Annotated in this window: 21 protein-coding genes; 8 read left to right on the forward strand and 13 right to left on the reverse strand. The window is 67.5% G+C overall.

Annotated features, from left to right (window positions below):
- Positions 1-9: 9 nt before the first annotated feature.
- The 6 genes from DIE11_RS14685 to queA all read right to left on the reverse strand — a co-directional run bounded on the left by DIE11_RS14685 (position 10) and on the right by queA (position 7,808).
- A complete protein-coding gene (locus DIE11_RS14685; protein WP_185633762.1) occupies positions 10-1,548 on the reverse strand; it encodes a S41 family peptidase in 1,539 nt (512 codons plus the stop codon).
- 158 nt (positions 1,549-1,706) lie between these two features.
- Complete coding sequence (secF, locus tag DIE11_RS14690) at positions 1,707-2,657, reverse strand: protein translocase subunit SecF (RefSeq protein ID WP_059465429.1); 951 nt, start codon at positions 2,655-2,657, stop codon at positions 1,707-1,709.
- Positions 2,658-2,675: 18 nt separating this feature from the next.
- A complete protein-coding gene (gene secD, locus DIE11_RS14695; RefSeq protein ID WP_059608277.1) occupies positions 2,676-4,697 on the reverse strand; it encodes a protein translocase subunit SecD in 2,022 nt (673 codons plus the stop codon).
- A 106-nt stretch (positions 4,698-4,803) separates the two neighbouring features.
- The gene (yajC, locus tag DIE11_RS14700; RefSeq protein WP_006476868.1) at positions 4,804-5,127 is read right to left on the reverse strand and encodes a preprotein translocase subunit YajC; all 324 of its coding nucleotides are present in this window, start codon (positions 5,125-5,127) and stop codon (positions 4,804-4,806) included.
- A gap of 255 nt (positions 5,128-5,382) precedes the next feature.
- On the reverse strand, positions 5,383-6,570 hold the full coding sequence (gene tgt, locus DIE11_RS14705) for a tRNA guanosine(34) transglycosylase Tgt (protein WP_124624906.1): 1,188 nt from the start codon (positions 6,568-6,570) through the stop codon (positions 5,383-5,385).
- A 170-nt stretch (positions 6,571-6,740) separates the two neighbouring features.
- Complete coding sequence (gene queA / locus DIE11_RS14710; RefSeq protein ID WP_059608279.1) at positions 6,741-7,808, reverse strand: tRNA preQ1(34) S-adenosylmethionine ribosyltransferase-isomerase QueA; 1,068 nt, start codon at positions 7,806-7,808, stop codon at positions 6,741-6,743.
- 167 nt (positions 7,809-7,975) lie between these two features.
- Here queA and recG point away from each other — a divergent pair, with 167 nt between their 5' ends.
- The 6 genes from recG (at position 7,976) to ubiA (ending at position 16,089) form a co-directional block, all read left to right on the forward strand.
- Complete coding sequence (gene recG, locus DIE11_RS14715) at positions 7,976-10,291, forward strand: ATP-dependent DNA helicase RecG (RefSeq protein WP_124624910.1); 2,316 nt, start codon at positions 7,976-7,978, stop codon at positions 10,289-10,291.
- A gap of 137 nt (positions 10,292-10,428) precedes the next feature.
- Positions 10,429-11,388, forward strand: a complete 960-nt coding sequence (locus tag DIE11_RS14720; protein WP_059608281.1) for a hydrogen peroxide-inducible genes activator — start codon at positions 10,429-10,431, stop codon at positions 11,386-11,388.
- A 542-nt stretch (positions 11,389-11,930) separates the two neighbouring features.
- On the forward strand, positions 11,931-14,117 hold the full coding sequence (gene katG, locus DIE11_RS14725; protein WP_124624913.1) for a catalase/peroxidase HPI: 2,187 nt from the start codon (positions 11,931-11,933) through the stop codon (positions 14,115-14,117).
- A 99-nt stretch (positions 14,118-14,216) separates the two neighbouring features.
- Positions 14,217-14,372: a hypothetical protein gene (locus DIE11_RS36320; RefSeq protein WP_170296459.1), complete on the forward strand. Its 156-nt coding sequence runs from the start codon at positions 14,217-14,219 to the stop codon at positions 14,370-14,372.
- A gap of 95 nt (positions 14,373-14,467) precedes the next feature.
- Entirely contained in the window at positions 14,468-14,956 is a 489-nt protein-coding gene (locus DIE11_RS14730; protein WP_059608283.1) for a Dps family protein, read from the forward strand.
- 260 nt (positions 14,957-15,216) lie between these two features.
- Positions 15,217-16,089, forward strand: coding sequence for a 4-hydroxybenzoate octaprenyltransferase (gene ubiA / locus DIE11_RS14735; RefSeq protein ID WP_059608284.1), 873 nt, complete (start codon positions 15,217-15,219; stop codon positions 16,087-16,089).
- Positions 16,090-16,184: 95 nt separating this feature from the next.
- Here the strand turns inward: ubiA and proC are convergent, their stop codons facing one another.
- The 6 genes from proC to DIE11_RS14765 form a co-directional block, all read right to left on the reverse strand.
- Complete coding sequence (proC, locus tag DIE11_RS14740) at positions 16,185-16,997, reverse strand: pyrroline-5-carboxylate reductase (RefSeq protein WP_124624916.1); 813 nt, start codon at positions 16,995-16,997, stop codon at positions 16,185-16,187.
- Between the two features lie 50 nt (positions 16,998-17,047).
- A complete protein-coding gene (locus tag DIE11_RS14745; protein WP_124624919.1) occupies positions 17,048-17,746 on the reverse strand; it encodes a YggS family pyridoxal phosphate-dependent enzyme in 699 nt (232 codons plus the stop codon).
- Between the two features lie 116 nt (positions 17,747-17,862).
- Positions 17,863-19,089, reverse strand: a complete 1,227-nt coding sequence (glcF, locus tag DIE11_RS14750) for a glycolate oxidase subunit GlcF (RefSeq protein WP_059608286.1) — start codon at positions 19,087-19,089, stop codon at positions 17,863-17,865.
- Between the two features lie 7 nt (positions 19,090-19,096).
- A complete protein-coding gene (glcE, locus tag DIE11_RS14755; protein WP_124624922.1) occupies positions 19,097-20,185 on the reverse strand; it encodes a glycolate oxidase subunit GlcE in 1,089 nt (362 codons plus the stop codon).
- A gap of 142 nt (positions 20,186-20,327) precedes the next feature.
- The gene (locus DIE11_RS14760) at positions 20,328-21,821 is read right to left on the reverse strand and encodes an FAD-linked oxidase C-terminal domain-containing protein (RefSeq protein ID WP_124624924.1); all 1,494 of its coding nucleotides are present in this window, start codon (positions 21,819-21,821) and stop codon (positions 20,328-20,330) included.
- Positions 21,822-21,859: 38 nt separating this feature from the next.
- Positions 21,860-23,269: an FAD-binding oxidoreductase gene (locus DIE11_RS14765; RefSeq protein ID WP_124624927.1), complete on the reverse strand. Its 1,410-nt coding sequence runs from the start codon at positions 23,267-23,269 to the stop codon at positions 21,860-21,862.
- A gap of 140 nt (positions 23,270-23,409) precedes the next feature.
- Between DIE11_RS14765 and DIE11_RS14770 the strand changes: the two genes are divergently transcribed.
- Together DIE11_RS14770 and hmpA are read left to right on the forward strand one after the other, a co-directional pair.
- Positions 23,410-23,961 carry a cob(I)yrinic acid a,c-diamide adenosyltransferase gene (locus tag DIE11_RS14770; protein ID WP_124624930.1) on the forward strand — a complete coding sequence of 184 codons (552 nt, stop codon included), beginning with the start codon at positions 23,410-23,412 and terminating at the stop codon, positions 23,959-23,961.
- 96 nt (positions 23,962-24,057) lie between these two features.
- Positions 24,058-25,266, forward strand: a complete 1,209-nt coding sequence (gene hmpA / locus DIE11_RS14775; protein WP_124624933.1) for an NO-inducible flavohemoprotein — start codon at positions 24,058-24,060, stop codon at positions 25,264-25,266.
- Between the two features lie 113 nt (positions 25,267-25,379).
- On the opposite strand, the gene aroG is transcribed toward hmpA, so the two are convergent.
- The gene (gene aroG, locus DIE11_RS14780; RefSeq protein WP_059465445.1) at positions 25,380-26,453 is read right to left on the reverse strand and encodes a 3-deoxy-7-phosphoheptulonate synthase AroG; all 1,074 of its coding nucleotides are present in this window, start codon (positions 26,451-26,453) and stop codon (positions 25,380-25,382) included.
- Positions 26,454-26,491: the final 38 nt, after the last annotated feature.

Genomic DNA, 26,491 nt, shown 5'->3' on the forward strand with positions numbered 1-26,491 from the left:
GGCGGCGCGTCAGTCGCTGCCGCGCTCGCATACCGGCTGCGCCGGCATCAGTTGCGCGGGCGCCGCGATGGTCTGCACCGGCCGGCCGGCGAGCGCGTCAAGCGCCTGCCGGAGCTGCCAGTCGGCATCCGTGCCGAATTCCCGCTGCGGCAGCGCCGCGCTCTTCGACGTATCGATTTTCTCGCGCACGCGCGCTTCGCGCAGTTTCTGCCGTGCCTTGCGTACCTGCGCGAACGGATCGGGCGTCAGCCGGTCCGCATACGGCGCGCGGGCGAGATCGACTTCGCGGTACCACAGCAGCACGCCGTCGACGTCCGAGTCGTGGCGCGGCTGCACGAGCCAGTCCGGCACGACGCCGTAACCGTCCATCGGGCAGCCGTTCGGCCGCAGGTTGCGCGCGAACGTGAAATTGACGCGTGTGCCGTCGATCAGGTCGACGCCGGTCTGCGCGAGCCCCTTTCCGTAGGTCGGCATCCCGAGCAGCCGCGCGCGGCCGAGGTCCTTCAGTGCCGCCGCTGTCGCTTCGGCGGCCGACGCGCTCTGTCCGTCGACGAGCACGACGAGCGGCACGCTGCGCCACCAGTCGTCTGCCTGCAGCGGTGCGAGCGGATCCTGGCCGTGCATGACCGGCAGTTCGTAGTCGGGCCAGTTGGTCGTGAAGCGGCGACGCTTCGTGCCGTCGCGCTCGAGCGTCACCATCGCGGTGCGGTCGCGCCCGGCGAACAGCGCGGTGATGCCGATCGCCGCATTCAGCGCGCCGCCGCCGTTGATGCGCAGGTCGAGGATCACGCCTTTCACTGGCGGCCCCGCGCGGCGCGCGGCCTGCACCGCGTCGATATAGTTGCCGACCGCGGGCTCCGGGAAGCTCGACAGCCGCGTGTACAGGATGTCGCCGGCGAGCCGCTTGGCGGTCGCCGGGTGTGGCCGGACGATTGCGCGGACCGGCGCGAAGGTCAGCGTCGAATGGTTTGGACCACGCCGGACCGTGAGCTTCAGCGGCATGCCCGCGTCGCCCTTCGCGAGATTCACGACCTCGCTGCTGTCGATCCCGACGACGCTGCGGTCGTTCATCGCGACGACGAGATCGTCGGGCCGCACGCCGGCCTGTTCGGCGGGCGCGTCGGGGATCACGTCGATGATGTGCAGGCCGTCGGGCCGCGTCTCGAACACGATGCCGATGCCCGGCGTGCCGTCGCGTGCGCGGCGCTCGTCGTCGCGCCGTTGCTGTTCCTCCTTTGCGTTGAAGAAGCGCGCATACGGCAGCGTCTTGATTCCGTCGTGCACTGTGGCGTCGAGCAACTCGCCGATGTCGACGTCGGTCAGGTGCTGCTTCTTCAGCACTTCGACCGCGGCCTTCAGTTCGCAGAGCTGCGGTTCCCAGTCGGGCGGGCAGGGTGACGGTTGTGACGCCGCGGCAGCAGCAGCGGCGGGCGGGGCGGACGCGGATTGCGCGCGGGCGGCCGATGCGCATGCAACGAACGCGGCCGCGGCGGCGGCACCGGTACTCCAGGCGACGATGCGATGAACGACACGCGTGGCAGGCATCATGAGGACCGCGGCTTCGACGGGTGGCGGGGCGGGATGGTGAAGCGATTGTAGCCGACGGTCCGTGCGGTCGCGCCGGAGGAAGCGGACGCGGCTCGCGCATGAAAAAAGGCCGGTCCAACAGGACCGGCCTTCTGGTATCCGCCGAAACGACGCGGTGTTTAAACCTGCGCGCCCGCGTTCGGATCGTCCGGATCGTGCGCCGTCTTCTTTTCCTTGATCAGGTCTTCGCGCTTGATGCCGAGCCACATCGCGAGCGAGCCCGCGACGAACACCGACGAGTAGATGCCGAACATGATGCCGACCGTCAGCGCGAGCGCGAAGTAGTGCAGCGTCGGGCCGCCGAAGAAGAACATCGACAACACCATCATTTCCGTCGACGTGTGCGTGATGATCGTCCGCGACATCGTGGTCGTGATCGCGTGGTTGATCACCTCCGACACGCTCATCTTGCGTTCGCGGCGGAACGTTTCGCGGATCCGGTCGAAGATGACGACCGACTCGTTGACCGAGTAGCCGAGCACCGCGAGAATCGCCGCGAGCACCGCCAGCGAGAACTCCCACTGGAAGAACGCGAAGAAGCCGAGAATGATCACGACGTCGTGCAGGTTCGCAATGATGCCGGCGACCGCGTACTTCCATTCGAAGCGGATCGACAGGTAGATCACGATGCCGATCACCACGCACGCGAGCGCGAGGAGACCGTCGGTCGCGAGTTCGCGGCCGACCTGCGGGCCGACGAACTCGACGCGCTGCAGCGTCACGTCCGGGCTCTGCGCCTTCAGCGCGGTCATCACCTGGTCGCTCTGCTGCGCGGACGTGAGGCCTTCCTTCAACTGCAGGCGGATCAGCACGTTGCGCGACGTGCCGAAGTTCTGCACTTGCGCGTCGGCGTAGCCGAGCTTGCCGAGCGTGTCGCGCACGGGTTCGAGCTGCGCGGCCTGCTGGTACTGCACCTCGATCACCGTGCCGCCGGTGAATTCGACGGACAGGTGCAGCCCGCGGTGGAACAGGAAGAACACGGCGGCGAGGAACGTGACCAGCGAGATCACGTTGAACACCAGCGCGTGCCGCATGAACGGAATGTCTTTACGGATGCGGAAAAATTCCATGGCTTCGTCTCCGGGGCCTTATTGGGTCGAGCCCGGTTTCTTCGTCGACACGCCTTGCTGCGCGCGGTTGCGCAGCTGCGGCTTGCCGGCGCGCGGTGCGTTGCCCTTCGCGGGTGCGGCGAGCTTCGCGGCGCGTGCGGTATCGGTCGATTCGTCAGCCGCGGCGAACGAGGCGCCAGCCGTGGCGCCTTCCGGTTTCCACACCTGGCCGATCGCGAGCGACTTCAGCTTCTTGCGGCCGCCGTACCAGAGGTTGACGATCCCGCGCGAGAAGAACACCGCGGAGAACATCGACGTCAGGATGCCGAGGCAGTGCACGATCGCGAACGCGCGAACCGGGCCCGAGCCGAATGCGAGCAGCGCGAGGCCGGCGATCAGCGTCGTGACGTTCGAGTCGAGAATCGTCGCCCACGCGTGCGCGTAGCCGGCCTGGATCGCGATCTGCGGCGGCTGGCCGGCGCGCAGTTCTTCACGCACGCGCTCGTTGATCAGCACGTTCGAGTCGATCGCCATGCCGAGCGCGAGCGCGATTGCCGCGATACCCGGCAGCGTCAGCGTCGCCTGCATCAGCGACAGCACCGCGACGAGCAGCAGCAGGTTCACGGACAGGCCGATCACCGAGATCACGCCGAACAGCATGTAGTACGCGATCATGAACACGGCGATCGCGCAGAAGCCCCAGATCACCGAGTGGACGCCCATCTTGATGTTGTCCGCGCCGAGGCTCGGGCCGATCGTGCGTTCCTCGATGATGTCCATCGGTGCGGCGAGCGAACCGGCGCGCAGCAGCAGCGCGAGGTCTGCCGCCGCCTGCGGCGTCGGCTGGCCCGTGATCTGGAAGCGGTCGCCGAGTTCGGACTGGATCGTCGCGACCGTCAGCACCTCGCCCTTGCCCTTCTCGAACAGCACCATCGCCATCGGCTTGCCGATGTTCTCGCGCGACACCGCGCGCACCGAGCGGCCGCCCGCCGAGTCGAGGCGGATGTTGACCGACGGACGCTGGTGTTCGTCGAAGCCGGCCGACGCATCGATGATGCGGTCGCCGGTGAAGATCACTTCCTTCTTCAGCAGAACGGGCGCCTGGTTGCCCTGCGTGAACAGCTCCTCGCCCGGCGGCACGGGGTCGTTCGGGTTCGGGTGCGTGTTGATCGGATCGGCGAGGCGCGCCTCGAGCGTCGCGGTGCGACCGATGATGTCCTTCGCCTTCGCGGTGTCCTGCACGCCCGGCAGTTCGACGACGATGCGGTCGCTGCCTTGCTGTTGCAGGATCGGCTCGGACACGCCGAGTTCGTTCACGCGGTTGTGGAGCGTCGTCAGGTTCTGCTTGAGCGCGGCGTCCTCGACGGCCTTCTGCACGGCCGGCGTGAACGTGCCGACGACTTGCGTGCCGCCGCCGCCGGGCTGGGTCGCCCATTGCAGTTCGGTGACCGACGCGGCGAGCACCTTGCGGGCGTCTTCCGCCGTCTGCGCGTCGCTGAAATTGACGACGACGGACTGGTCGACGCGGCTCACGCCGCCGTCGCGGATGTTCTTGTCGCGCAGCAGCGTGCGCGCATCGGATGCGTCGGAGTCGAGCTTCTTCGTGAGCGCGCCCGTCATGTCGACCTGGAGCAGGAAGTGGACACCGCCGCGCAGGTCGAGGCCGAGATACATCGGCAGTGCGTGCAGCGCGGTCAGCCAGCGCGGCGACGCGCTTTGCAGGTTCAGTGCGACGACGTACTGCGGATCGTTCGGATCGGCGTTCAGCGACTTCTGCAGCAGGTCCTTGACGCGCAGTTGCGTATCGGTGTCCTTCAGGCGCACGCGGATGTTCGCGTTGGACGCCGTGTTCTCGAAGGTGACGTCGTCCGGCGTGATCTGCGCGGAGGCGAGCGCGGATTCGACCTGGGTCAGCGTGGTCGAGTCGAGCTTGACCGTGGCCTTGCCGCTCGACACCTGCACCGCCGGCGCTTCGCCGAAGAAGTTGGGCAATGTGTACAGAAGGCCGATGGCGAGCGCCACGACCATCACGACATATTTCCAGAGTGGATAACGATTCATGAGGGGGCCGAACGGGTGGTTGGCGTGAAAGCGTCGCGTCCGGCGCCGCGGCGGCCCGCTCTCTCAGGCGGGCACGACGCGGGGAGCCGGACGCTCGGTGAAAGCCTTACAGCGACTTGATCGTGCCCTTCGGCAGAATGGTCGTGACCGCAGCCTTCTGCACGGTGATTTCGGTGCCTTCGGCGATTTCGACGCCGATGTAGCCTTCGGTGACCTTCGTCACCTTGCCGACGAGGCCGCCGCTCGTGACGACTTCGTCGCCCTTCGCCATGGCCGCGAGCATGTTGCGGTGTTCCTTCTGGCGCTTCATCTGCGGACGGATCATGATGAAGTACAGCACCGCGAACATCAGGATGAGCGGCAGGAAGCTCATCAGGCTCGATTCGGCGCCACCGGCACCTTGCGCGAAGGCATTGGAAATGAACGGCACGTTGGTCTCTCCGTAGGGGAAGATCGAAAATTAAGCCGGTTATTCTACCACCGGCCCCATGTGCAAACGGCGCAGCAAATGCGCTTTCGGATCAAGCTGTTAAAGCATGAAACGGCACCGTTGCGACGCGTTTGGAAAGGCAATTGTAATATTCGGCGGCCACAACTGGCGGTCGGGACGCGATATTTAGTACACATCCTATGTGACGTGGCGCGGTGCGGGCAGCGGTGCGAAGCCACGCGGCCCGCCGGCCGGTCAGTCGACCCCTCTTGCGCGATCCTCTGCGAAGCGCTGGCGGAACGCGTCGAACGTATGGGTCTCGATCGCGTCGCGGATCTCGCTCATCAGCTGCAGGTAGTAGTGCAGGTTGTGGATCGTGTTGAGCTGCGCGCCGAGGATTTCACCGACGCGGTGCAGGTGGTGCAGGTAGCCGCGCGAGAAGTTCTGGCACGTGTAGCACGTGCAGCTCGCGTCGAGCGGCTTAAGCGAATTCTTGTGCGTCGCGTTGCGGATCTTCACGTCGCCGAAGCGCGTGAAGAGCCACCCGTTGCGTGCGTTGCGGGTCGGCATCACGCAGTCGAACATGTCGACGCCGTTCGCGACGCCCTCGACCAGATCCTCCGGCGTGCCGACGCCCATCAGGTAGTGCGGCTTGTTGGCCGGCAGCTTCGGGCCGACGTGCCGCAGCACGCGCATCATGTCTTCCTTCGGCTCGCCGACCGACAGCCCGCCGATCGCGAGGCCGTGGAAGCCGAGCTCCGACAGGCCCGCGAGCGATTCGTCGCGCAGGTCCTCGAACATCCCGCCCTGGACGATCCCGAACAGCGCGTTCGGGTTGCCGAGCCGGTCGAACTCGTCGAGCGAGCGTTTCGCCCAGCGCAGCGACATGCGCATCGAGTCGGCCGCTTCCTTGTGCGTGGTCGGCACGCCGTTGGTCGCGTACGGCGTGCATTCGTCGAACTGCATCACGATGTCGGAGTTCAGCACCTTCTGGATCTGCATCGACACTTCCGGCGACAGGAACAGCTTGTCGCCGTTGATCGGCGATGCGAACGTCACGCCGTCCTCGGTGATCTTGCGCAGGTCGCCGAGCGAGAACACCTGGAAGCCGCCCGAGTCGGTCAGGATCGGCTTGTTCCAGCCCATGAAGCCGTGCAGGCCGCCGTGCGCGTCGATCGTCTCGAGGCCGGGGCGCAGCCACAGGTGGAACGTGTTGCCGAGAATGATCTGCGCGTTGATCTCGTGCAACTCGCGCGGCTGGATCGCCTTCACGGTGCCGTACGTGCCGACCGGCATGAAGATCGGCGTCTCGACCACGCCGTGGTTGAGCTTCACGCGGCCGCGGCGCGCATGGCCGTCGGTCGTCAGCAGTTCGAATTCGAGCCCGTTGGCCGGGCGGTCCTGCACGGGAGCGTGCGTATCGTGGGATGAACCTTCGGTCATCGCGTCATTCTCCTTGCCACCGGAGAACAGTCCGGCGCATGTTGGAAACGCCGCCGGCAAGCCGGCGGCTGGGAAAAGCGGGCGCGCGCCATCGGAGCGCGCGCAGCGGGACAACGGGAGCCACGGCGGCTGCGCGGTCGAGGGCCGGTGCGTCTTCGCACCTGCCTCGCTTACGCGCGCGGCGCCTCCGGCGTGTCGCGCCGCGTGAGCAGCATCGCATCGCCGTAGCTGAAGAAGCGGTAGCGTTCGTCGATCGCGTGCCGGTACGCGGCGCGGATCGTCTCGACGCCCGCGAACGCGGACACCAGCATCAGCAGGGTCGACTTCGGCAGGTGGAAGTTCGTCACGAGCCGATCGACGACGCGGAAACCGTAGCCCGGCGTGATGAAGATGTCGGTCTCGGCCTGCGTCGCCGCGAGCGGGCGGCCCGCTTCGTCGGCGCTGCGCGCCGCGGCTTCGAGCGCGCGCATCGACGTCGTGCCGACCGCGATCACGTTGCCGCCGCGCGCGCGGGTCGCGGCGATCTTGTCGACGAGTGATTGCGGCAGGTCGTACCACTCGCTGTGCATCCGGTGCTCGGCGATGTTCTCGACGCGCACCGGCTGGAACGTTCCGGCGCCCACGTGCAGCGTCAGCGTCGCACGCTCGACGCCCATGGCGTCGAGCTTGTCGAGCAGCGGCTGGTCGAAATGGAGCCCGGCCGTGGGCGCCGCGACCGCGCCCGGGTTGCTCGCATAGACGGTCTGGTAGCGCGTCTCGTCGTTCGCGTCGGCGTCGTGCTCGATGTACGGCGGCAGCGGCAGGCGGCCGTGCTGCTCGATCAGCGTGAGGCACGGCTCCGGGAAATGCAGCGTGAAGAACGGCTCGACGCGCTCGCCGACCGTCACGTCGAACGCGTCGGCGAGGCGCAGCGTCGTGCCGGCGCCCGGCGACTTGCTCGCGCGGATCTGCGCGAGCGCGGTGTGCGTGCCGGTCACGCGCTCGATCAGCACCTCGATCTTGCCGCCACTGGCCTTCTGGCCGAAGAAGCGCGCCTTCAGCACCTTGGTATCGTTGAACACGAGCAGGTCGCCCGGCGCGATGCACGACGGCAGCTCGGCGAAGCGGCGGTCGACGAGGCGCGCGGGCTCGACGGTGCCATCGACCTCGAGCAGGCGGCTCGCGGTGCGGTCGGGCAGTGCGGTTTGCGCAATCAGCTCGGGGGGCAGATTGAAATCGAAATCGGAAAGCGTGAACATGCGGGCTGGTTCGAAACGGCCGGCGGGCGCCGCCGACAGGGCGGAAACGCATGAATGGGGCGCGCAAGCCGCTATGATGGCGGGATGCGCGGCCTGGCCGGCGTCGTTCGTTCGGACGACGTGAAAGCCGCTATTGTACTTGCCTTGCGAAGCACCCAGACGATCCGATGCCTGTGTCACCACGCCGTTCCTCCGCCGCTGTTGCCGATTCCGCCGATCCGTTCGACGCGGACGATGCCGCGTCACATGCGCAAAGTGTCGAGCCGCACGGTGCCGCGCCGCGCCGCGCGGGCCTGAAGCGCGGCGCCGACGGGCGGCTCGCCCAGCCGGCCGCCGCCGCGCCCGACGTCGAACCGGGCGCGGGCAGCGACGACGCGGGGGCAGCCGGTACGCCCGGCGCGAAGCGCAAGAAGAAGCCGGCTGCCGACAAACCCGTGAAGACCGCCGACAAGCTTGCGAAGCTCGGCCTCACACGCTCGATCGATCTCGTGCTGCATCTGCCGATGCGCTACGAGGACGAAACCACGCTCACGCCGATCGGCGAACTGCTGCCGGGCGGCATCGCGCAGACCGAGGGCGTGGTGTTCGACAACGAAGTCGCATATCGGCCGCGGCGCCAACTCGTCGTGAAGATCCAGGACGACGACGGCGAGCAGCTCGTGCTGCGCTTTCTCAATTTCTACGGCTCGCAGGTCAAGCAGATGGCGGTCGGCCAGCGGCTGCGCGTGCGCGGCGGCTTCTTCGGGATGGAGATGGTGCATCCGGCCGTGCGCGTCGTCGAAGCCGATGCGCCGCTGCCGCAGGTGCTCACGCCCGTCTATCCGAGCACGGCCGGCGTGTCGCAAGGCTATCTGCGCAAGGCGATCGAGAACGCGGTCGAGCGCACGCCGCTGCCCGAGCTGCTGCCGCCCGAGATCGAACGCGACTACCTGAAGCCGCTCGGCGTGCCGACGCTCGCGCAGGCCGTGCGCATCCTGCACCACCCGGGCGTCGATTCCGATGAAGCCGCGCTGATGGACGGCTCGCATCCGGCGTGGACCCGCATCAAGTTCGAGGAACTGCTCGCGCAGCAGCTGTCGCTCAAGCGTGCGCACGAGGAGCGCCGCACGCGCGCGGCGCCCGCGATGCCGCGCCGCGCCGCGACCGATGCCGACGCGCTGACGACGCGTCTCTACGCGGCGCTGCCGTTCACGCTGACGGGCGCGCAGTCGCGCGTCGTCGACGAGATCGCGCACGACCTCACGCTCGCGCATCCGATGCAGCGGCTGCTGCAGGGCGACGTCGGCAGCGGCAAGACGGTCGTCGCGGCGCTGGCGGCCACGCAGGCGATCGACGCCGGCTACCAGGCCGCGCTGATGGCGCCGACCGAAATCCTCGCGGAGCAGCATGCGCGCAAGCTGCGCGCGTGGCTCGAACCGCTCGGCGTATCGGTCGCCTGGCTCGCGGGCAGCCTGAAGGCGAAGGAGAAGCGCGCGGCGATCGAGGCCGCGGCGCTCGGCACCGCGCAGCTCGTGATCGGCACGCACGCGATCATCCAGGACACCGTCGAATTCGCGCGGCTCGGCCTCGTGATCGTCGACGAGCAGCACCGCTTCGGCGTCGAGCAGCGTCTCGCGCTGCGCGCGAAGGCCGCGAACGCGGCCAACGGCGCGCGCGATTTCCAGCCGCACCAGCTGATGATGTCGGCCACGCCGATTCCGCGCACGCTCGCGATGACGTATTACGCGGATCTGGAGGTGTCGACGATCGACGAATTGCCGCCGGGCCGCACGCCGGTGCTGACGCGCCTCGTCGGCGATGCGCGGCGCGAGGAGGTGATTGCCCGCGTGCGCGAGGCCGCGCTGACCGGCCGCCAGGTCTATTGGGTGTGTCCCCTGATCGAGGAGAGCGAGACGCTGCAGCTGCAGACGGCCGTGGAGACCTACGAGACGCTGGCCGCGGCACTGCCCGAACTGAAGGTCGGGCTCGTGCACGGGCGGCTGTCGCCGGCCGACAAGGCGGCCGTGATGGAAGCCTTCACGCGCAACGACGTGCAGTTGCTCGTTGCGACGACCGTGATCGAGGTCGGCGTCGACGTGCCGAACGCGTCCCTGATGGTGATCGAGCACGCGGAGCGCTTCGGCCTCGCGCAGTTGCATCAGCTGCGCGGCCGCGTCGGGCGCGGCACCGCGGCGTCGGTCTGCGTGCTGCTGTACACGGGCCCGCTGTCGCTGACCGGCCGTGAGCGGCTGAAGACGATGCGCGAGACGACCGACGGCTTCGAGATCGCGCGGCGCGACCTCGAAATCCGCGGCCCCGGCGAATTTCTCGGCGCGCGCCAGTCCGGCGCCGCGATGCTGCGCTTCGCGAACCTCGAGACCGACGGCTGGCTGATCGACCCGGCCCGCGACGCGGCAGCGCGGCTGATCGCCGCGTATCCCGACGTGGTCACGCAGCACCTCGCACGCTGGCTCGGCGGGCGGGAGCAGTATCTGAAGGCCTGATTCGCGCAATCAGGGACGGATACGAAGCCGCCGTTCGGCGGTGATTCGGCGCATCGCGATGCAGAGAAACTTGGCGAACCGGTGCCAACGGGTGTATAAATTAAACCTATCGCCTGTATAACCCTGATTGACCCACAATGACCCTGACTGAATTGAAGTACATCGTCGCGGTCGCGCGCGAACGGCATTTCGGTCGCGCGGCCGAAGCATGCTTCGTGAGCCAGCCGACGCTATCGGTGGCGATCAAGAAGCTGGAAGACGAGCTCAACGTGCAGATTTTCGAGCGCGGCGCGAGCGAAGTGAGCGTGACCCCGATTGGCGACCAGATCGTCACGCAGGCGCAGCGCGTGCTCGAGCAGACCTTCGCGATCAAGGAGATCGCGAAGCAGGGCAAGGACCCGCTCGTCGGCCCGTTCCGTCTGGGCGTGATCTACACGATCGGGCCGTACCTGCTGCCGACGCTCGTCAAGCAGATGATCCAGCGCGTGCCGCAGATGCCGCTGATGCTGCAGGAGAATTACACGCTGAAGCTGCTCGAACTGCTGAAGCAGGGCGAGATCGACGCCGCGATCATGGCGCTGCCGTTCCCCGAAACCGGCCTGATGGTGCGGCCGCTGTACGACGAACCGTTCGTCGTCGCGCTGCCGGCCGGCCATCCGTGGGAGAAGCGCCACGAGATCGACGCCGAGGACCTGAAGCAGGAAACCATGCTGCTGCTCGGCAACGGTCACTGTTTCCGCGACCACGTGCTCGGCGTGTGCCCGGAGCTGATGCGCTTTTCGCAGACGGCCGACGGTATCCAGAAGACCTTCGAGGGGTCGTCGCTCGAGACGATCCGCCATATGGTCGCGAGCGGTGTCGGCATCACGGTGCTGCCGCGGATGTCGGTCGCCGAAGTCGGCCCTCGCGCGAACGGTCCCGACGCCGAGTTGCTGTCGTACGTGCCGTTCAACGAACCGGTGCCGGATCGTCGCGTCGTGCTGGTGTGGCGCAAGAGCTTCACGCGGATGCCGGCGATCGACGCGATCAGCGACGCGATCGCGGCGTGCGACCTGCCAGGCGTCGCGAAGCTCGACATGCCGGCGACGATGAATTGAGCAGGGTGCGGTGCATCTGAGGCAGGCCAGGGACGGGGTCTAGCGACCCCGTTTATTTTTGCCTATCGAATAGATGAAATTTATCAAATTCAAATTCGCGATAGAAATTAATAGAATCACTTCCATGGATTGCACTGGATCTGCGGTCCGATTTGCACACTGAATGCAGATGTCAAAGGAGGATGTCATGATGCGGTCGGTATTGCAGCACGCGCAGCGGAACATCCCGTCGCGCGACGTGGTCGTAAATCGCGCGAGGGCCGCGGCCCGAAGCCTGCGCCCGATTGCGTTCGCGTATCTGGCGGACCGTGTGTATGGCGGATGAGTGCCGCGGCGTCCCGGTTCCGTGTTCCCCCGACTCACCGCCATTCAGCCATGAGGGAGCATTGCATGTCCGAAGTCCCGCAGCCCGCATCGAAGGCAACTCCGCCTGACACCCCGTAGCACGACAGGACCAACCTGTTCCGTTTCATCCCCCTGCAATGCTCCACGAACCGCGCCCGGCAAGTGGGGGCTTACGAGCAAGTAAAGGAGAAAAAAGCATGTCGACCGAATCGAAATGTCCGTTCAACCATACGGCGGCCGGCGGCACGTCGAACAAGGACTGGTGGCCGAACCAGCTCAATCTCAACATCCTGCATCGGCACTCGGCGCTGTCCGATCCGATGGACAAGGATTTCGACTACGCGGAAGCGTTCAAGAAGCTCGACCTCGCGGCGGTGAAGCGCGACCTGCAGGCGCTGATGACAACGTCGCAGGACTGGTGGCCGGCCGACTTCGGTCACTACGGCGGCCTGTTCATCCGGATGGCCTGGCATAGCGCCGGCACGTACCGGACCGCCGACGGCCGCGGCGGCGCGGGCGGCGGGCAACAGCGCTTCGCCCCGCTGAACAGCTGGCCGGACAACGGCAACCTCGACAAGGCGCGCCGGCTGCTGTGGCCGATCAAGCAGAAATACGGCCGCAACATCTCGTGGGCCGACCTGATGATCCTGACCGGCAACGTCGCGCTCGAATCGATGGGCTTCAAGACCTTTGGCTTCGCCGGCGGCCGCGTCGACACGTGGGAGCCGGACGACGTCTACTGGGGTTCGGAAAAGATCTGGCTGGAACTGAGCGGCGGCCCGAACAGCCGTTACTCGGGCGACCGTGACCTCGAGAATCCGCTCGCGGCCGTGCAGATGGGCCTCATCTACGTGAACCCGGAAGGCCCGGACGGCAACCCCGACCCGGTCGCGGCGGCACGCGATATCCGCGAGACGTTCGCGCGGATGGCGATGAACGACGAAGAAACGGTCGCGCTGATCGCCGGCGGCCATACGTTCGGCAAGACGCACGGCGCGGGCCCCGCATCGAACGTCGGTCCGGAACCGGAAGCGGCGGGCATCGAGCAGCAGGGTCTCGGCTGGAAGAGCACGTACGCATCGGGCAAGGGCCGTGACGCGATCACGAGCGGCCTCGAAGTGACGTGGACGTCGACACCGACGAAGTGGAGCAACGATTTCTTCAAGCACCTGTTCAGCTACGAATGGGAATTGACGAAGAGCCCGGCCGGCGCGCATCAGTGGGTCGCGAAGGGCGCCGACGAGGTGATTCCGGATGCGTTCGATCCGGCGAAAAAGCATCGCCCGACGATGCTGACGACCGACCTGTCGCTGCGTTTCGACCCCGCCTACGAGAAGATCTCGCGCCGCTTCTACGAGAACCCGGCCGAGTTCGCCGACGCGTTCGCGCGCGCCTGGTTCAAGCTCACGCACCGCGACATGGGCCCGCGTGCGCGCTATCTCGGCCCGGAAGTGCCGGCCGAGCAACTGCTGTGGCAGGACCCGATTCCGGCCGTTGACCACGCGCTGATCGACGCTGCCGATGTTGCCGCGCTGAAGGCGAAGATCCTTGCGACGGGGTTGAGCGTGTCGCAGCTCGTGTCGACCGCATGGGCGTCCGCATCGACGTTCCGCGGTTCGGACAAGCGCGGCGGCGCGAACGGTGCGCGCATCCGCCTCGCGCCGCAGAAGGACTGGGAAGTCAACCAGCCCGCGCAGCTTGCGAAGGTGCTCGAAACGCTCGAAGGCGTGCAGAAGGCGTTCAACGATGCGCAGACGGACGGCAAGAAGGTGTCGCTCGCCGACCTGATCGTGCTGGCCGGTGCGGCCGGCGTCGAACAGGCCGCGAAGAATGCGGGCGTGGCCGTGACGGTGCCGTTCGCGCCGGGCCGGATGGACGCGTCGCAGGAGCAGACCGATATCGAAGCGATGGCCGTGCTCGAGCCGGTTGCGGACGGTTTCCGCAACTACCTGAAGAGCGCGTACAAGACGCCGGCGGAGGCGCTGCTGGTCGACAAGGCCCAGCTGCTGACGCTGAGCGGGCCGGAGCTGACGGTGCTCGTCGGCGGCCTGCGTGTGCTCGGCGCGAACGTCGGTGACGCAAGGCACGGCGTGTTCACCGATCGTCCGGGCTCGCTGACCAACGACTTCTTCGTGAACCTGCTCGACATGGGCACGGAGTGGAAGCCGGTGTCGGCCGCGAACGACGTGTTCGAAGGGCGAGATCGGGCGACGGGCCAGGTCAAGTGGACGGGTACGCGCGTCGACCTGATCTTCGGTTCGCACTCGCAGTTGCGTGCGCTGGCCGAGGTGTACGGCAGCGCGGACGCGAACGAGAAGTTCGTGCGCGATTTCGTCGCGGCCTGGAACAAGGTGATGAACCTCGACCGTTTCGACCTCGCGTGAATGTCGCGATGCGGTAACGCAGTCACGCTGTAACGTGAAACGGCCGGTCGCACGACCGGCCGTTTTTTCTTCCAGGATCTTGTCGAAGGAGTGACGACCATGACGCAAATGATGCTGAACATGCGCACCGCGTTCACGCCGGCCGAGTGGGCGCGGCGTATCGTCGGTTTCGCGATCGTCGTCGGCGGTGCGGCCGAGCTGGCCGCGCAGGCGCTGCACGCGCTCGCGCCGCTCGTGTCGAGCGCTGGCGGCTGAGCGCGGCGAGTCCCGAACGGGTGCCGTGCAACGCGGCATGCGGATTGCTCGACGCATTTTCTCCGGTTCAACATTTCGAATGAGGAGTTCCGAAGATGGCCAGGAAAGGCAACGCCACGCAGATCAACATCGGCATCAGCGACAAGGACCGCAGGAAAATCGCGGATGGCCTGTCGCGCCTGCTTGCCGATACGTTTTCGCTGTACCTGAAGACCCACAATTTCCACTGGAACGTCACGGGTCCGATGTTCAACACGCTGCACCTGATGTTCGAAGCGCAGTACAACGAACTGTGGCTCGCGGTCGACTCGATCGCCGAGCGCATTCGCACGCTCGGCGTCGTCGCGCCGGGCACGTTCGCGGATTTCGCGAAGCTGTCGTCGGTGCCGGAAGCGAACGGGGTGCCGGGGGCGGAAGAGATGATCCGTCAGCTCGTAGAAGGGCACGAGACGGTCGTGCGCACCGCGCGCGAAATCTTCCCGATCGCCGATGCGGCGAGCGACGAGCCGACCGCCGACCTGCTGACGCAGCGCCTGCAGACGCATGAAAAGACCGCGTGGATGCTGCGGTCGCTGCTCGCGTAAGTTCGATGCGGCCGGTATCGGCGGGCAGTCCGACCTCAAACCGGGCCAGGTTGCCTGCATCGGATTGAATTCCGCCTGCCCGCCGGTGCATGTCCGCCGCACATCTGTCCCTGGATTGGCGGGCGGGACTGCCCCGGCCGCTTGCAGCGGGCCGGAGCGGCCGACGCGCGGGCCGCGCCACCCGGCCGCGGGCCATCCCGACATGACGCGAACCGTGCCTCCGCTCTAAAATGCCGGGATTATCTTCCCGGTGCTTCGCCATGCTTGCCCGCTTTCCCCTGTATCTGCGGCTCGTCCGGATGGACAAGCCGATCGGCAGCCTGCTGCTGCTCTGGCCGACGCTCAATGCACTGTGGATCGCATCGGACGGCCATCCGCGCTGGCCGCTGCTCGTGATCTTCGCACTCGGCACGCTGCTGATGCGCTCGGCCGGCTGCGCGATGAACGACTATGCCGACCGCGATTTCGACCGTCATGTGAAGCGCACGGCCGATCGGCCGCTGACGTCGGGCAAGATCCGCGCATGGGAAGCCATCGCGATCGCGGTGGTGCTGTCGTTCATCGCGTTTCTCCTGATCCTGCCGCTCAACACGCTGACTAAGGAGTTGTCGGTCGTCGCATTGTTCGTCGCCGGTTCGTATCCGTTCATGAAGCGATTCTTCGCGATTCCGCAGGCGTATCTCGGCATCGCGTTCGGCTTTGGCATCCCGATGGCCTTCGCGGCCGTGCAGGACACGGTGCCGATGCTCGCGTGGGTGATGCTGATCGCGAACATCTTCTGGTCGGTCGCGTACGACACCGAATATGCGATGGTCGATCGCGACGACGACATCAAGATCGGGATTCGCACGTCCGCGCTGACGTTCGGCCGCTTCGACGTCGCGGCCGTGATGGCATGCTATGCGGTGACGCTCGGCATCTACGTATGGATCGGCGTGACGCTCGGCTTCGGCCTCGCATACTGGGCCGGCTGGGCGGCTGCGGTCGGCTGCGCGCTGTATCACTACACGCTGATCAAGGGGCGCGAGCGGATGCCGTGCTTCGCGGCGTTCCGGCACAACAACTGGCTCGGCGGCGTGCTGTTCGCGGGAATCGCCGCGCATTACCTGCTGGCGGGTGCGGCCGGCAACTGAAGGGGCCGCGCGCCGATGCGCGATGCCAGAAAAAAAAGCGGCCGAGGCCGCTTTTTTTGTTGCCGGCGCCGGAAGCCCGGCGGCGGTCGCCGCGCTTACGCGCGGCCGAGCTCGTCGCCCATTTCCTTCGCGCGTGCCTCGGCTGCGAGCGCGCCGCGCACGATCGCTTCCTTCACGCCCTGCGCGTCGAACGACGCGAGCGCGGCGGCCGTCGTGCCGCCCTTCGACGTCACGCGCTCGCGCAGCACGCTTGCCGGCTCGCCCGATTGCGCGGCGAGTTGCGCGGCGCCCGCGAACGTCGCGACCGCAAGCGCGCGGCCCTGTTCGTCGTTCATGCCGAGGCGGCGCGCGGCTTCCTGCAGCGCTTCGATGAAGTAGAACACGTAGGCCGGGCCGCTGCCCGAGATTGCCGTGACCGCATCGAGCTGCGCTTCGTCGTCGAACCACACGATCTCGCCGACCGCGCCGAGCACGTTCGACGCGAGCTCGCGACCGGCCGCGTCGACGCCCGGCAGCGCGGCGAGACCCGTCACGCCCATGCCGACCAGCGCGGGCGTGTTCGGCATCGTGCGCACGACGCGCGCGTAGTCGCCGAGCCAACGGGCGAGGTCGGTGCCGCGGATGCCTGCCGCAATGCTGATCACGAGCTGCGATTTCAAATGCGGCGCGAGCGCTTGCGCGACGTCCTTCAGCGCCTGCGGTTTCACCGCGAGCACGATCGCGTCGTAGTCCGTGAGCGTCGCGTCGATGGCCGCGCCGGTGCGGATGCCGAACTGCTGCGCCGCGCGCGCGCGGGCGTCCTCGTTGACGTCGATGGCATACAGGCCGTCGGCGGCGACGCCGCGCTTGATCAGGCCGCCGATGAGGGCCGCGGCCATGTTGCCGCCGCCGATGAATGCGATTTTCATGATGTCAGATTGAGCAGGTGATTGAACGGAAAGGCGGAAAAGCGCAGCGCTCAGTGCGAATAGTCGCGCGCGCCGAAGATCGCGGTGCCGACGCGCACGATCGTCGCGCCTTCGAGCACCGCGGCTTCGAGATCGGCGGACATGCCCATCGACAACGTGTCGAGCGGCAGGCCCTCGGCGCGCAATGCGTCGAACAGCGCGCGCAGCGCGCGATGCGGCACGCGTTGCGCGTCGATATCGCCAGCCGGTTCGGGAATCGCCATCAGGCCGCGCAGCCGCAGCGCCGGCAGCGCGGCGATCGCGCGCGCGAGCTCGGCCACGTCGGCCGGCGCGACGCCGCTCTTGGACGCCTCGCCGCTGATGTTCACCTGCACGCACACGTTGAGCGGCGGCAGGTGCGCGGGGCGTTGTTCGGCGAGGCGCTGCGCGATCTTCAGCCGGTCGACCGAATGGACCCAGTCGAACCGTTCGGCGACCGGGCGCGTCTTGTTCGATTGCAGCGGCCCGATGAAATGCCATTCGAGGTCCGCGCGCAGGTCGGCGAGCGCGTCGATCTTGTCGATCGATTCCTGCACGTAGTTCTCGCCGAACGCGCGTTGTCCGGCCGCATGTGCGGTGCGGACGTCGTCGGCGGGAAAAGTCTTCGACACGGCGAGCAGCGAGACGGTGGCGGGATCGCGGCCGGCCGCGCGGGCGGCGTCGGCGATGCGGCGGTGAACGGAGTCGAGACGGGCGGCGAAGTCGGACATGACGGGCACGGAAGCAGGCACGGGGAACGAGTACGGCAGCGAGTACGGTGACGAATGCGGCACGGCACGCGCCGCTTCGATTCACCCATTATACGGACGCCGCCGCAGGCGCCGCGCTAGCCGTACAGCAGATGCTCGACGAGCTGGATCCAGTGCGCGACGGGAATCTGCGTGCCGCTTTGCAGGTGCGCGATGCAGCCGACGTTGCCGGACACGATCATCTGCGGCTCGAGCGCCTGCAGCTTCTGCAGCTTCTGCTTGCGCAGCCGGTACGACAGCGACGGCTGCGTCAGCGAATAGGTGCCGGCCGACCCGCAGCACAGATGGCTGTCGGCCGGCAGCCGTACGTCGATGCCGAGCGTCTCGAGCAGGCGCTCGACCTTGCCGCGCGACTGCTGGCCGTGCTGCAACGTGCACGGCGGGTGATACGCGACGGTATGGATCGCGCGGCGTCGCGCGAGCGTCGAGATCTCGGCCTCGAACGCGAGCAGCACGTCGGAGATGTCGCGCGTCAGCGCGACGATGTGCTGCGCCTTCTCCGCATAGGCCGGATCGTCGCGCAGCAGGTGCGCGTATTCGAGCACCGTCGCGCCGCAGCCCGATGCGTTCATCACGATCGCCTCTGCGCCTTGCGCGACGTATGGCCACCACGCGTCGATGTTGCGGCGCGCGTCGTCGAGCGCTTCGTCGTGATAGTTCAGGTGCAGGCGGATCGCGCCGCAGCAGCCCGCGTCGGGCGCGACGATCGTCTCGACACCGAGCGCGTCGAGCACGCGCGCGGTCGCGATGTTGATGTTCGGCAGCATCGACGGCTGCACGCAGCCGGCGAGCATCAGCATCTTGCGCGGATGCGTGCGCTGCGGCCATTCGAGCAGTCGCGTGCGCGGCGGCACCTTGTCGCGCAGCCGTTTCGGCAAGAGCGGCCGCACGTGCTGGCCGAGCCGCATGATCGGCGAGAACAGCGTCGCGTTCGGCACGAGACTCGCGAGCAAGCGACGCACGAGCCGCTGCTGCACGGGGCGCTGCACTTGCGCTTCGACGTGCTTGCGGCCGATCTCGACGAGCCGGCCGTACTGGACACCCGACGGGCAGGTCGTCTCGCAGCTGCGGCAGGTGAGGCAGCGGTCGAGGTGCTGCTGCGTGCTGCGCGTGACGGGCGCGCCTTCGACCATCTGCTTGATCAGGTAGATGCGGCCGCGCGGGCCATCGAGTTCGTCGCCGAGCAGCTGATAGGTCGGGCACGTCGCGGTGCAGAAGCCGCAATGCACGCACTTGCGCAGGATCGCGTCGGCCTCGTCGCCGTCGGGCGTATTGCGGATGAAATCGGCGAGGTTCGTTTGCATCGAGCCCTCAGAGGTCGGGGTAGAGCCGGCCGCGGTTGAAGATGCGCGCGGGATCGAACGCCGTCTTCAGCCCGCGGTGAATCTTCATCAGCGGCGCGGGCAGCGGCGTGAACACGCCCGCGCTGCGGTCGTAGGAATCGCCCGCGCGGAACAGCGTCGCATGGCCGCCGGCCTGCTTCGCGCTCATGCGCACCGTCTGCGCGTCGGCATCGGTGATCCACCAGCGCTGCGCACCGCCCCATTCCATCAGCTGGGTGCCGGGCAGGTGCATCGGTTCGGTGATCGACGGCAGCGCGAGGCGCCACAGCGCATAGCCGGGCGGAATGCCGTTGAAGAACGGATCGGTATGCTCGCGCAGGCCGGCCCAGAATCGCTCGGCCTCGACCGCGTCGACGACTTCGCCGCCGAGCAGCGTCTTCGCCGATTTCACGGCGGCCTCGGCGCCCGACAGCCGCAGCACCAGCGTGCCGTTGCGCCAAGCGCTCGCGCTGACCGGCAGCGGATGGCCGCCCCATTCGTTGAGCTTGCGCACCGCGTCGGTCGCGGTCACCTCGAACTTCAGCGTGACTTCGGCGACCGGCACCGGCAGCACCTTGATCGACAGGTCGAGCATCAGCCCGAGCGTGCCGAGCGAGCCGGCCATCAGCCGCGACACGTCGTAGCCGGCGACGTTCTTCACGACCTGCCCGCCGAAGCGCAGCACTTCGCCGCGCCCGTTCATCAGCGTGACGCCGAGCACGAAATCGCGTGGCGCGCCGCAGGTCGCGCGGCGCGGGCCCGCGAGGCCCGCCGCGATGCAGCCGCCGACGGTGGCCGCGCGGCCGAAATGCGGCGGCTCGAACGGCAGCATCTGGCCGCACTCGGCGAGGACGGTTTCAAGCTGCGCGAGCGGCGTGCCCGCGCGGACCGTGACGACGAGCTCGGCCGGATCGTACGACACGATGCCCTGAAACGAGCGCGTGTCGAGTATTTCGCCGTCCAGCGCCTGGCCGTACCAGTCCTTGGTGCCGCCGCCGCGAATCCGCAGCGGCCGGCCGTCGGCACTGGCGGCACGGATGCGCTCGGCCCATCCGGCGACGATGTCGTCCTCTTCCATGTTCTGTTGCTGCCTCGTTGTTGTCCGGTCGATTGTACCGGGGTGGCGCGAATCCACATCGCGACTATCCCTAAGCCCCGTATGACGAAGGCATGCAGCCGCCACGCGCACGGCCGGCACGGGCCGCGCGACTGCGCGGCGCTCAGAAGCGCGGCAGGTCGGGGTGCGGCAGCAACCCCCCACGGACGTGCTGGCGGCCGTACTCGGCGCAACGCGCGCGGGTCGGGATGCCCTTGTCGGGGTTGAGCAGCCCGGCCGGATCGAATGCGCGCTTGACCGCGAAGAACGCATCGCGCTCCTGCGGCGAGAACTGTACGCACATCGAATTGAGCTTTTCGATGCCGACGCCGTGCTCGCCCGTCACGCTGCCGCCGAATTCCACGCAGCATTCGAGGATTTCCGCGCCGAACTGCTCGGCGCGGTGCAGCTCGTCCGGATCGTTCGCGTTGTAGAGGATCAGCGGATGCATGTTGCCGTCGCCGGCATGGAACACGTTGATGCAGCGCAGCCCGTAGCGCGTTTCGAGTTGCTCGATGCGCGCGAGCAAGGGGCCGATCGCGCGGCGCGGCACGGTGCCGTCCATGCAGTAATAGTCGGCGGAAATGCGTCCCGCGGCAGGAAACGCGTTCTTGCGGCCGGACCAGAAACGCAGCCGCTCGCTTTCGTTTCGCGACACCTGGATTCGCGTCGCGCCATGCTCGCGCAGGACGGCCGTCATGCGGACGATTTCCTCCGCGACTTCCTCGGGCGTGCCGTCCGATTCGCACAGCAGGATCGCCTTCGCGTCGAGGTCGTAACCCGCGTGCGTGAACGCCTCGACGGCCTGCGTGGCCGGCTTGTCCATCATCTCCAGCCCGGCCGGGATGATGCCCGACGCGATGATCGCGGCGACCGCCTCGCCGCCCTTCACGACATCGTCGAAGCTCGCCATCACGAGCTGCGCGGTCTGCGGTTTCGGGATCAGCTTCACCGTGATCTCGGTGACGATCGCGAACATCCCTTCGCTGCCGATCATCACCGCGAGCAGGTCGAGGCCCGGAGTGTCGAGGCCGAGCGAGCCGAATTCGACGATCTCGCCGTCGATCGTGACCGCGCGCACGCGCATCACGTTGTGCACCGTCAGCCCGTATTTCAGGCAGTGGACGCCGCCGGAATTCTCCGCCACGTTGCCGCCGATCGTGCACGCGATCTGCGACGAAGGATCGGGTGCGTAATACAGCCCGTACGGCGCGGCCGCTTCCGAAATCGCGAGGTTGCGCACGCCGGGCTGCACGGTGGCGGTGCGCGCGTACGGATCGACCTCGACGATGCGCGTGAAGCGCGCGAGCGACAGCACGACGCCGTTGACGATCGGCAGCGCGCCGCCGGACAGGCTCGTGCCCGCGCCGCGCGGCACGATCGGCACTTCCATGCGGCGGCAGATCTGCACGATCCGCTGCACCTGCGATTCGGTTTCGGGTAGCGCGACCGCGAGCGGCAGCCGGCGGTACGCGGACAGGCCGTCGCATTCGTACGGCGCCGTATCTTCGTCGCGGAACAGCAGGCAATGCGTCGGCAGCACGGCCATTAGCGCCTGCACGACTTCGCGCTGGCGTTGCGCGCGGGTTGCGCTCGACAGTTCGACGGAAGCGTTCATGGGGTCTCCAGCGGGCGGCGCGGCAGCGCGCCGCCGTGTCAGCACGTGAAGATCTTGCCGGGATTCATCAGGTTGCGCGGATCGAGCGCGAGCTTGATCGCGCGCATCGCGTCGATCGCGTTGTCGCCGTGCTCCTTCGGCAGGAAGCGCATCTTGTGCAGGCCGACGCCGTGCTCGCCGGTGCAGGTGCCGCCGAGGCGCAGCGCGCGTTCGACGATCCGGTCGTTGATGCGTTCGGCTTCGTCGATTTCCTCGGGCTTGTCGGGATCGATCAGGATCGCGACGTGGAAATTGCCGTCGCCGACGTGGCCGACGATCGGGCAGGGCAGCGACGATGCGCGCAGGTCGACTTCGGTTTCCTCGACGCACGCGGCGAGTTGCGAGATCGGCACGCACACGTCGGTCGTCACCGCGCGGCAGCCGGGTTTGAGCTGCAGCATCGCAAAATACGCGTTGTGGCGCGCGGCCCAGAGCCGCGTGCGATCCTCGGGGCGGGTCGCCCATTCGAAGCCCTGGCCATTGTTCTGGCCCGCAAGCGTCTGCACGAGCTCGGCCTGCTCCTTCACACCGGCTTCGGTGCCGTGGAATTCGAAGAACAGCGTCGGCGCTTCGGCGAGCGTCAGGTTCGAGTGGCGGTTGATCGAGCGTACCGCGAGCGCGTCGACGAACTCGACGCGTGCGATCGGCACGCCGATCTGGATCGTCTCGATCACGGTGCGCACCGCGTCGCCCATCGACGGGAACGTGCAGATCGCGGCCGACACGGCCTCGGGCAGCGGATGCAGGCGTAGCGTGATCTCCGTGATCACGCCGAGCGTGCCTTCGGAGCCGACGAACAGGCGCGTGAGGTCGTAGCCGGCCGACGACTTGCGCGCGCGCGAGCCCGTCTTCACGACACGGCCGTCGGCGAGCACGGCGGTCAGGCCGAGCACGTTCTCGCGCATGGTTCCATAGCGCACGGCGTTGGTGCCCGATGCGCGGGTCGCGGTCATGCCGCCGATGCTGGCGTCGGCACCCGGATCGATCGGGAAGAACAGGCCGGTGTCGCGCAGCGCTTCGTTGAGCGCCTTGCGCGTGATGCCCGGCTCGACCGTGACGGTCAGGTCTTCCGCGTTGATCGACAGCACCCGGTTCATTTCCGACAGGTCGAGCGAGACGCCGCCGCGCACGGCGAGGAGGTGGCCTTCGAGCGACGAGCCGGCGCCGTACGGGATCAGCGGTACGCCGTAGAGCGCGCACAGCGAGACGACTTCGCGAACTTCATCGGCGTTGTGGGCGAATACGACGGCATCGGGCAGTTGCGGATCGAACGGCGATTCGTCGCGGCCGTGATGGGCGCGGACGGCGTCGGCGGTCGAGACGCGCTCGCCGAAGGCGGCGCGCAGCGCATCGAGCATGGCGGAGGGCAGCGGGCGGCGCGCGGTGGCTGGCGGGGCAGGGTGATTCACGAATGTCTCCTGACGACTGCTTGTCAAACTTTCGGCCCATTCTACGCTGTAACGCCCGCTGCGCCCGCCGCCGCGGGCTGCGATAATCGCGTTCCTAGGCAACCGGGCCGCATCGCGGCCGCGCACGAGAGGAGATTCGCATGGGCAACCGCTTGAGCAAGATCGCGACGCGCACGGGCGACGACGGCACCACGGGTCTCGGCGACGGACGGCGCATCGGCAAGGACGACGCGCGGATCGCCGCGATCGGCGACGTCGACGAACTGAACTCGAACCTCGGCGTGCTGCTTGCCGAGCCGCTGCCGGACGACGTTCGCACCGCGCTCGTCACGATCCAGCACGACCTGTTCGATCTCGGCGGCGAGCTGTGCATTCCCGGCCACACGGTACTCGACGACACGCACCTCGCGCGCCTCGACCGGTGGCTCGCCGACTACAACGCGACGCTGCCGCCGCTGAAGGAATTCATCCTGCCGGCCGGCTCGCGCGCGGCGTCGCTCGCGCACGTATGCCGGACGGTGTGCCGCCGCGCGGAGCGCTCGATCGTCGCGCTCGGGCGGAACGACACGCTCAATGATGCGCCGCGGCGTTACGTGAACCGGCTGTCGGACCTGCTGTTCGTGCTGGCGCGCGTGCTGAACCGCGCGGGTGGCGGCTCGGATGTGCTGTGGGAGCGCGGGCGCGTCCGCTGACGCCCTGTCGCGTTTTTGCGCGCTGCGACAATTTGCCCGAGGGGCGTCGATTTTTAAAGATGTATCGTATGTGCATGTTTAACGGAGAAATCGAACATGACCCACATCACCGCTGACCAGATGGCTCGTGTGAAGGCCACTGCCCCTGTCCTCGCCGTGCACGGTGCGACGATCACGAAGCACTTCTACCAGCGCATGTTCGCGCGCCATCCGGAACTGAAGAACCTGTTCAACCAGACGCACCAGAAGACCGGCAGCCAGCCGGAAACGCTCGCGAAGGCGGTCTATGCGTATGCGGCGAACATCGACAACCTCGGCGCGCTCGGCGGGGCGGTGTCGCACATAGCGCACAAGCACGCGAGCCTGAACATCCGTCCCGAGCATTACCCGATCGTCGGCGAGAACCTGCTCGCGTCGATCGTTGAAGTGCTCGGCGACGCGGTCGACGCGGAGACGCTCGAGGCATGGCGTGTCGCGTACGGCCAGCTCGCGCAGATCCTGATCGGCGCCGAGGCCGACCTGTACGCGGGCGCCGCGTGGAGCGGCTTCCGTCCGTTCAAGGTCGCCCGCAAGGTGCGTGAAAGCGACGAGATCACGTCGTTCTACCTGACGCCTGCCGACGGCGGTGAGGCGCCGACCTTCGCGCCGGGCCAGTACGTCACGGTGAAGCGTTTCGTCGGCGACCTCGGCGTCGACCAGCCGCGCCAGTACAGCCTGTCCGACGCACCGCACGGCAAGTGGCTGCGCATCTCGGTGAAGCGCGAGGCCGGCCAGCCGGAAGCGATCCCGCCCGGCAAGGTATCGACGCTGATGCATGACGGCGTTGAGGAGGGCGCGATCGTCGAAGTGACCGCGCCGATGGGTGAATTCTCGCTGAAGCGCGGCGTCGATACGCCGGTCGTGCTGATCTCCGGCGGCGTCGGCCTGACGCCGATGGTGTCGATGGCATCGACGCTGGTCGGCGAAGGCAGCACGCGCGAGGTGCGGTTCGTCCACGCGTGCCGGTCGGGCGCGGTGCATGCGTTCCGCGACTGGCTGAACGATACGGTGCGCGAACACGCGAACGTGAAGCGCACGGTGCTGTACGAGCTGGTCGGCCCGAACGACCGGGTCGGCGTCGATCACGACCTCGAGGGGCGCTTGACGCCGGAACGCGTGAAGCAATACGCGCTGGTGCCGGATGCCGATTACTACGTCTGCGGCCCGATCGCGTTCATGAAGGCGCAGCGCGACGCGCTGGTCGCGCTCGGCGTCGCGCCGGAGCGCATCAATACCGAGATCTTCGGTTCGGGCGCGCTCGAGTGAGCGCCTGACGGCGGCTGCGTGCCAACCAGAAAGCCCGGCGCGAGCCGGGCTTTCTTCTTGCGGCGCAGGCTGCAGGCCGCGGGTGGCACGCGCCGCCTCGGGCCTGCCGGCGATCAGTTGCCGCTGCCGCGCGCGACGCGCCGTGCCTTCACCGATTCCGCGAGGCCTTCGAGCACCTTCACGCTGTCGTCCCACGCGATGCACGCGTCGGTGATGCTCTGGCCGTAGGTCAGCGGGCAGCCTTCCTTCAGGTCCTGGCGCCCCTCGACGAGGTGCGACTCGATCATCACGCCGACGATGCGCTCGTCGCCGGCCGCAACCTGGCGGCCGATGTCCGCGCATACGGGGATCTGGTTCTCGTGCTTCTTCGAGCTGTTCGCGTGGCTCGCGTCGATCATCAGGCGCGCGGCGAGGCCCGCCTTGCCGATGTCCGCGCACGCGGCGTTCACGCTGTCCGCGTCGTAGTTCGGCGTCTTGCCGCCGCGCAGGATCACGTGGCAGTCCTCGTTGCCGGCTGTCGACACGATCGCCGAGTGGCCGCCCTTGGTCACCGACAGGAAATGGTGCGGCTGCGATGCGGCCTTGATTGCGTCGACCGCGATCTTCACATTGCCGTCGGTGCCGTTCTTGAAACCGACCGGGCACGACAGCCCCGACGCGAGTTCGCGGTGCACCTGCGACTCGGTCGTGCGCGCGCCGATCGCGCCCCACGAGATCAGGTCGGCGATGTACTGCGGGCTGATCATGTCGAGGTATTCGGTCGCGGCCGGCAGCCCCATCTCGTTGATCTGCAGCAGCAGTTCGCGCGCGGTGCGCAGCCCTTCGTTGATCTTGAAGCTGTTGTCGAGGTGCGGATCGTTGATGAGCCCCTTCCAGCCGACCGTCGTGCGCGGCTTCTCGAAGTACACGCGCATCACGATTTCCAGCTCGCCCTTGAAGCGCTCGCGCTCCTTCACGAGCCGCCCCGCGTATTCGATCGCCGCCTTCGTATCGTGGATCGAACACGGCCCGATCACGACGATCAGCCGGTCGTCCATCCCGTGCAGGATGCGGTGCATCGACTGGCGCGAGTTGTAGATCAGCTCGGACGCGGCTTCGGAGCACGCGAATTCGCGGATCAGGTGGGCGGGCGGCGTCAGTTCCTTGAGTTCGCGAATGCGGACATCATCGGTGTTGTGCGGGGGCATGCTGTTTCTCCTAATTTTGCGGGCGCCGTTCGGTTAGT

The organism is Burkholderia sp. Bp9012 (genome assembly GCF_003853825.1).
GTDB classification, from domain to species: Bacteria; Pseudomonadota; Gammaproteobacteria; order Burkholderiales; family Burkholderiaceae; genus Burkholderia; species Burkholderia diffusa.